Source organism: Flavobacterium sp. (assembly GCF_039916025.1).
Taxonomy (GTDB): Bacteria; Bacteroidota; Bacteroidia; order Flavobacteriales; family Flavobacteriaceae; genus Flavobacterium.
The window spans coordinates 30647-37641 of the sequence record NZ_JBDSMB010000152.1 but is presented as its reverse complement, the minus strand read 5'-3'; the positions used below and the strand labels follow the sequence as shown (position 1 = coordinate 37641).

The window sequence follows — 6995 nt, the reverse complement described above, 5'->3', positions numbered from 1 at the left end:
CCGGGTATGGTCTAGTGCCATGATTACCATGACCAATCCTTTTAATAAATCAATAGATTCAATGCGGTACTTGGTTAGTGTTTTTGTCATTTGGTTTTGGTTAGTGGTTAAAAAGACGCTAACGTCTTCGAATACTAGGTTAATTAATGACTTGGGATTGCACTACTTCGTAAATGTAAACAAAATAGAAATACGATTTTAACACTGGGTTAAAACAATGTTAAATTGAAACTATATAAGAAGTTTTTGAGTACTTTTATAGGACAATTAAGTAAGTCATTTATTTGATAAACTTAAATGGGAAAGCGAAAGATGAATAATCTCTCGCTTTTTTTATATGTCTAAGCAAGACTAAAAACCTAAGCAGTCTAAGTCAGTCTAATCAAAACCCTTCAAACACACCCAATCCAAACAAAGCAAAGTCATACTTCACAGGGTCGTTAGCATCAAGTTTACGTAGAGCGGCATCTAATTCAGCCAGTGCCTTGCCATCGTTTTGCTTACGCATAAGCAATCCCAGTTTACGGGCAACATTTCCGGAATGTACATCCAGCGGACACGAAAGTGAAGCAGAAGAAATGCTTTTCCAGATACCAAAGTCAACACCTTGCTTGTCTTGCCGAACCATCCATCGCAGGAACATATTAATACGTTTCGCCGCCGAACCCTGCATTGGATTGGAAACATGTTTCATGGTTCGTGTCTGATGAGGAACTTCAAAGAACAACTTTTTAAATTCAGCTATCGAAGGCTGCATGGATAGCGACTGTTGGTTTTTGGCGAAAGCCGATTCTAATCCGTTGTGATTGGCATAAATATGCTGCAGTGCTTTGACAAAGGTTTTAAAATCATCGCTGTTAAACGTGCGATGCACAAACCCATGGAGCTTTTCCAATTGGGTGTCATTGTGGTCCATAATGAAATCATAAGGCGAATTGCCCAGCATATCCATCATCCGCTTGCTGTTGTTGATAATCATCTTGCGATTGCCCCAGGCAATTGTTGCTGTCAAAAAACCTGCTATTTCAATATCTTCTTTTAATGAAAACAAATGCGGAATCTGAACAGGATCGCTGTCGATAAAATCTAAGGTGTTGTATTGAATTACTTTCTCGTCGAGGAATTCCTTGAGTTCAGTCTTATTCATGACCACTGATTTTTTGGGTATAAAAACCATCATTCAAATCAGTGCTGCGCTGTTGCGGAATATAAAAAAAACCCTGTTCGAAATACTTTATCTGCTCTTCATTAACACAAGGTAATTCGCCATTGCCTGTAACCCAGAAAATTGAAGTGTCAGCCGGAGAATGATAGGACATATTACCAACGCTGCCACCTTTGTATTCGGGTGCCCATTTAGAGTTTGGCTCAGGAACGACAATGTTCTTTAAATGAAATGTGCTGTTTTGAGCGAGCAATTCATTCGTTGTCATGCTTCCAAAGGATAAAGGAATAAAGACTAAAATCCCAACCATCACCATGCTCAAAGTATAAAAACGAAGTATCCATTTTGAATTGCCAATCCATAACGATAACAATAATAACAAAAAGAACAAAGTGAAATATACATAAAAACGATACTGTGGTGAACTAAGACAAAGCAAAACCACCAATACTAAAAAAGTTAAATAGATTGTCCAAAGTTTTTTTGGCAACTGCTTTTTGAAGATTACAATTGGAGTAACTATTAGTATCAGTGATGATACAATACCAATAAAACCAGCCATGCCGTTATTAAAAAAATAATGTTTAACGATATCCAATAGCGAAAGACCATCAAAAGTGCCATAAGAAATATAAAATGAATTCAGCATGTCTTTGCTGAAGAAGAAATCCATAATAATCGTTGGAATCGTATAGTCCAAATCACTCAATCTAAAACAAAACAGCGGGAATAAAGGATAGCCCGTAAGCATACTGTTTTTTGAAACAAATAAGAGCAACACTAAACCACCGAGACAGCTTACGGCAAACAGATTTTTTTTTAAAACACCAAAGTGTTTTAGCAATAAAATCAATGGAAATAATAATAAAACAACCGCTGTAATCTTTATATAAACGGCAAACAATGTTAGGGTTGTAATGATAATGAAGCTGTCGCGGGTGACTTCATTTTGGAGATAGATTGAAAACAAAATAAATCCAAAAATATATACCGGGAAATCAGGCGACGGTGAACTGACAAACTGAAACAGGAACGCATACGTCAGTGGCAACAAACCAAAAAGTAAATCCAATCGATTGCCTTTAGCGAAATAAAGATGTATTTTTTGAAACGCAAAGAAATTCCCCAACAGCAGGCAAAATCCATTCAAATCATTAAACCTATCATATACAAACGAAAAGCTGTACACACTTTGTGTAATGTGCCAACCGCTGGTTTGGCCCAAAAACAGATGCAAATTGGCCAATCCTTTGACAAAGCCATACTCATTGAGCCATTTGATTGTTTGGATGTAATAAGATTCATTATCAATTATAAAAGGCAGCGTAGCGCTTTGTGCTAATGCTAAAAAACTACTGGCTGCAAACAGTATTTTGACAGGATAGGAGAACCATTTTATTTGGACTAAAGTGTCTTTTAAAATCGAAGTAAAGGTTGTTTTATTTCTGTACCAAAATAAAACAGTAAGCAAAATTAAAACAATATGAAATCCAACAGCAATAGGAGCAAAGAACGCCCAAACGGTAGCTAAAAGTGTGATAGAAAATAATCCTATAATTGGAGTTGTGACAACATCAAACCGCTGTATTCGTAAAACTTTAGAAAACGCTATGCCAAAGCTAATTGCCGTGATAAAAATATAAAGCCAACTAGGTAGAATTAGTATCATATCGTCAAACGATTAGTCCATCTTTCATGACCAGCTTTCGGTCGGCCATATCGGCAAAAATCTCGTTGTGGGTAACAATTACAAAGGTTTGTCCAAATTCATCTCTCAATTTAAAAAACAATTGATGCAGGTTTTCTGCTGAAGCTGTGTCTAAATTCCCGGAAGGCTCATCGGCAAAAATAACATCGGGTTTGTTTATCAAAGCGCGGGCTACAGCCACACGTTGTTGTTCACCGCCCGAAAGCTCATTTGGTTTGTGATTGATTCTTTCGGATAAGCCAAGATAATCCAATAACTTTTTGGCTTCCACTTCCGTTGTTGCTTTGTCTTTTCCGGCAATAAAAGCTGGAATGCAAACGTTTTCCAATGCGGTAAATTCTGGTAATAATTGATGGAATTGGAATATAAAACCGAGGCTGGTATTTCTAAACTTAGATAACGCTTTGTCTTTCATTATCAATAAGTTTTGTTTGTTTATTTCAAGTGATGTATTACTTTCTTTTGCAGGATTATCTAAGGTGCCTAATATTTGCAATAAGGTAGTTTTCCCAGCTCCGGATGCTCCAACAATGGAAACAATTTCACCTTTTTTAATATGCAAATCAACACCTTTTAAAACATGTAAACTATCGTAGTATTTATGAATATTATTGGCAACAATCATCTGGAGTATTTTTCACAAAGTAACAAAGATATTGTTTAATTAACTAACTCTTTTCGCTTCTTTTCATTGCGGCATTAGATTTGTATAGAAGGGTTAAAAAATTTAATATGATGAGTAAAACGAAATCAATCAGAGCCTCTAAAACTTCAGAGGCTACAAAGAAAATCAAACTTTATATTAGCATTCTAATGGATGTGATTGGAATGATTCCGACTGGATTTCCTCCGCTGGCATTACTTTGGGCACCGTTATCCGGATTCATCTTATCCAGAATGTATAAAGGTGAAATTGGTAAGATTGCCGGTATCTTTGATTTTGCAGAAGAACTAATACCAGGCATTAACTTTATTCCAACGTTTACGCTTACCTGGTTTTATGTGTATAAAATAAAAGGAGAGAAATGATTATTTCTTTTCAAACCAATTGGCAATAAATCCTAAGCCACAAGCTCTGAGCATTTTCTTTTCGAAAGCCCAGAAGAACTTAAATTGTCCAAATAGAAATCCAAAGCATACGAGCAATACCTGATATACAGGGAAGATTAGGATAATATACAACGGATAATATTCCCAGGGATTGGATTTATTGATTCCGAGAAAAGCTAAAATTGGTTTTGAAAGATAAGCTGCGGTAGAACCAGTAACTGCAAACACAACAAAGATGACACAAAGTTGCCAATTCGATTTAATATTCCAACGTTCTTTGAAGTTTGCCATCTATCTAAAAGTTATGCAAAGCTACTTAATTTATGGCCTTGGAGCAAATCCGCTTAATTGTTGTTTATTGACAGTTTGAAAATAAATCATGTAGTTATATATCAAATAGTTTACTTCATAACCGTAATGCACATTCCTGTCATAATTGATTTGCATTTCATACAGATTACCGTATCGTTGAGGTTGCAAAACCCTGTTGTTCCATTCCGAAACATAAATCTGATTACGGCCTTCTAAATAACTTTCTGAATAAAAACTTCTTGGTTTGGCCTGACTTGCCAGCCAGCTGCTAAATCCGGAATCCATAATAATAACTTCATATTCCAGGGAATCATTGGCAATCCTAACAACATCTGATGACTTAGCGTCGGGCGTTTTTGCTTTGGTTGTAATATTCTTGTCAAAATGACAGGAAGCCAAAACAACAATAAAAAGTAATGGGACTACTATCTTTCTCATGGCTGTTTAGTTTGTTATAAAATTACGAAAAACATGCAAAGATTAGGCCAATTTTAACATAATAAAAAACCACGCGAATGGCGTGGTTTTCAAGTATATAAATCAATATTTTATACGTTCTCAACTTTTAACAAACTGATAACCTGTTCTGCTAATTCAGTTCCAATTCTGTCTTGTGCTTCCAAAGTAGCCGCTCCGATATGAGGCGTCAACGATATTTTTGGATGCATTAATATTTGAATTTCCGGAGTTGGTTCATTTTCAAATACATCTAATCCTGCAAATAATACTTTTTCTGAATCTAACGCTTCAATCAAAGCCACTTCATCGATTACGCCACCACGGGCGCAATTCACTATACCAACGCCATCTTTCATCTGTGCAAATTCTTCTTTTCCAATCACATAACCTTCTTGTGCAGGAACGTGAAGTGTAATAAAATCAGAGTGTTTGAACACATCTTCCATTGGTTCTGTTATAAACTCAACATTGATGAATTGCCCGTTGTAGAAATCTACTTTTACTTCGGCATTATCAACAAACTTGTCCGCAGCAATTACTCTCATTCCAAGTCCAAGCGCCATTTTGGCTACCGCCTGACCGATACGTCCAAAACCGATAATCCCTAAAGTTTTGCCGCGTAATTCAATTCCGTTAGCGTATGCTTTTTTCAGACCATCAAAGTTGGTATCACCTTCCAAAGGCATATTTCTATTGGAATCCTGTAGAAAACGAACTCCGGTAAACAAATGGGCAAATACCAATTCGGCAACACTTTCAGAAGAAGAAGCCGGCGTATTTATAACATGTAAACCTTTAGCACGCGCATATTCCACATCAATATTATCCATTCCAACACCTCCGCGACCGATGATTTTTAAACTCGGACAATTATCAATAATATCCTGACGCACTTTGGTAGCGCTTCTGACAATGATTACCGAAATTTTGTGCTCATTTATATAATTGGCAACCTGCTCTTGAGCGACCTTGGTTGTAATCACTTCAAAACCACCTTTTTCTAATGCTTTGATACCGCTTTTAGAAATTCCGTCGTTGGCTAATACTTTCATGCTGTTATTTTAAATTATAAATTTTGAATTTTAAAATTGTGAAGCTAATCCGGCTTTCCGCGCTACATGGTAGCTCGCTCCAATCCGGGCTATTATTCTGCTAACTGCGACTGATTACTGTGAACTTCCTCAAGTTTCTTCATCACATCTACTAAAACCTGTACGCTTTCTAATGGCAACGCATTATACATCGATGCACGATATCCACCAACAGAACGGTGACCTGCAATACCGGATATTCCAGTGTCTTTCCACATTTTGTCAAAAGCCTCCTGATTCTTTTCGTCAACCAATAAAAAAGTTGCATTCATGTTACTTCTGTCTTTTTGATCAGCAGTTCCAATGAATAATGTGTTTCTGTCAATCTCATTGTAAAGCAAAGTCGCTTTGGCTTCGTTGATTTTTTCAACAGCCGCAATTCCGCCCATATTTTTCAACCATTGTAAAGTCAGTAGGCATGTGTATACCGCGAAAACCGCAGGTGTATTGTACATGCTTTCCGCTTTGATATGTTTTTCATAATCCAAGATACTTGGAATAGTTCTTCCTGATTTTCCTAAGATTTCTTCTTTTACAATAACCAAAGTCGTTCCGGCAGCACCCATATTTTTTTGAGCACCAGCATAGATTAAATCAAATTGTGTAAAGTCTAAACTTCTTGAGAAGATATCAGAACTCATATCACAAACTACTGGAACATTAGTTTTTGGAAACGATTTCATTTGCGTTCCAAAAATAGTATTGTTACTCGTGCAGTGAAAATAATTTGCATCGGCAGGAATAGTATAATCAGTTGGGATATGATTGTAGTTTTGTGCTGAAGATGAAGCTACAACAACCGTTTCACCAAATAATTTAGCTTCTTTTATCGCATTGTTTGCCCACGTTCCAGTGTCTAAATAAGCAGCCTTTCCATCCACTTTCATCAAATTATATGGAACCATCAAAAACTCCATACTCGCTCCACCTTGTAAAAACAAAGCCTGATACCCTTTTCCTTCCAAACCTAAAAGTTCTAAAGCCAAAGCTCTAACTTCATCCATAACAGCAACGAAATCTTTGCTTCTATGAGAAATCTCAAGAATAGATAAATCAGAATTATTAAAATTCAAAACGGCTTGTGCTGATTTTTCAAATACTTCTTGTGGCAAAATGCATGGGCCAGCGCTGTAATTATGTTTTTTCATGGTAACAGATTTCTAATAAATTGAGTTGCAAATTTCGTAAACGACTTTTTAAAAAGGGATTA

The 6995-nt window shown here is 36.4% G+C and carries 8 protein-coding genes; 1 reads left to right on the top strand and 7 read right to left on the bottom strand.

Annotated features, from left to right (window positions below; all coding sequences use genetic code 11):
• Positions 1-382: 382 nt before the first annotated feature.
• Genes ABIQ27_RS11725 through ABIQ27_RS11715 form a run of 3 tightly spaced genes read right to left on the bottom strand, consistent with a single transcriptional unit; the run spans position 383 to position 3498 of the window.
• Positions 383-1147, bottom strand: coding sequence for a TIGR02757 family protein (locus tag ABIQ27_RS11725; RefSeq protein WP_348034087.1), 765 nt, complete (start codon positions 1145-1147; stop codon positions 383-385).
• Complete coding sequence (locus ABIQ27_RS11720; protein ID WP_348034086.1) at positions 1140-2834, bottom strand: hypothetical protein; 1695 nt, start codon at positions 2832-2834, stop codon at positions 1140-1142. The genes ABIQ27_RS11725 and ABIQ27_RS11720 overlap by 8 nt, the downstream gene beginning before the upstream one ends.
• 4 nt (positions 2835-2838) lie before the next feature.
• The gene (locus ABIQ27_RS11715) at positions 2839-3498 is read right to left on the bottom strand and encodes an ABC transporter ATP-binding protein (RefSeq protein WP_348034085.1); all 660 of its coding nucleotides are present in this window, start codon (positions 3496-3498) and stop codon (positions 2839-2841) included.
• A 107-nt stretch (positions 3499-3605) separates the two neighbouring features.
• On the opposite strand from ABIQ27_RS11715, the gene ABIQ27_RS11710 reads away from it, so the two are divergent.
• On the top strand, positions 3606-3902 hold the full coding sequence (locus tag ABIQ27_RS11710) for a hypothetical protein (RefSeq protein WP_348034084.1): 297 nt from the start codon (positions 3606-3608) through the stop codon (positions 3900-3902).
• Here the strand turns inward: ABIQ27_RS11710 and ABIQ27_RS11705 are convergent, their stop codons facing one another.
• The 4 genes from ABIQ27_RS11705 to serC all read right to left on the bottom strand — a co-directional run bounded on the left by ABIQ27_RS11705 (position 3903) and on the right by serC (position 6933).
• Entirely contained in the window at positions 3903-4214 is a 312-nt protein-coding gene (locus ABIQ27_RS11705; protein WP_348034083.1) for a DUF6787 family protein, read from the bottom strand.
• A 30-nt stretch (positions 4215-4244) separates the two neighbouring features.
• The gene (locus ABIQ27_RS11700) at positions 4245-4673 is read right to left on the bottom strand and encodes a DUF6146 family protein (RefSeq protein WP_348034082.1); all 429 of its coding nucleotides are present in this window, start codon (positions 4671-4673) and stop codon (positions 4245-4247) included.
• A 110-nt stretch (positions 4674-4783) separates the two neighbouring features.
• Positions 4784-5746 (bottom strand): D-2-hydroxyacid dehydrogenase, encoded by a 963-nt coding sequence (locus ABIQ27_RS11695; protein ID WP_348034081.1) that lies wholly within the window; start codon positions 5744-5746, stop codon positions 4784-4786.
• 92 nt (positions 5747-5838) lie between these two features.
• Positions 5839-6933: a 3-phosphoserine/phosphohydroxythreonine transaminase gene (gene serC / locus ABIQ27_RS11690; protein WP_348034080.1), complete on the bottom strand. Its 1095-nt coding sequence runs from the start codon at positions 6931-6933 to the stop codon at positions 5839-5841.
• Between the last annotated feature and the right edge of the window lie 62 nt (positions 6934-6995).

Excerpts from the sequence above, each read along its gene's own strand:
- ABIQ27_RS11725 (WP_348034087.1), bottom strand. The coding sequence starts at position 1,147 with ATGAATAAGACTGAACTCAAGGAATTCCTCGACGAGAAAGTAATTCAA.
- ABIQ27_RS11720 (WP_348034086.1), bottom strand. The coding sequence starts at position 2,834 with ATGATACTAATTCTACCTAGTTGGCTTTATATTTTTATCACGGCAATT.
- ABIQ27_RS11715 (WP_348034085.1), bottom strand. The coding sequence starts at position 3,498 with ATGATTGTTGCCAATAATATTCATAAATACTACGATAGTTTACATGTT.
- ABIQ27_RS11710 (WP_348034084.1), top strand. The coding sequence starts at position 3,606 with ATGATGAGTAAAACGAAATCAATCAGAGCCTCTAAAACTTCAGAGGCT.
- ABIQ27_RS11705 (WP_348034083.1), bottom strand. The coding sequence starts at position 4,214 with ATGGCAAACTTCAAAGAACGTTGGAATATTAAATCGAATTGGCAACTT.
- ABIQ27_RS11700 (WP_348034082.1), bottom strand. The coding sequence starts at position 4,673 with ATGAGAAAGATAGTAGTCCCATTACTTTTTATTGTTGTTTTGGCTTCC.
- ABIQ27_RS11695 (WP_348034081.1), bottom strand. The coding sequence starts at position 5,746 with ATGAAAGTATTAGCCAACGACGGAATTTCTAAAAGCGGTATCAAAGCA.
- serC (WP_348034080.1), bottom strand. The coding sequence starts at position 6,933 with ATGAAAAAACATAATTACAGCGCTGGCCCATGCATTTTGCCACAAGAA.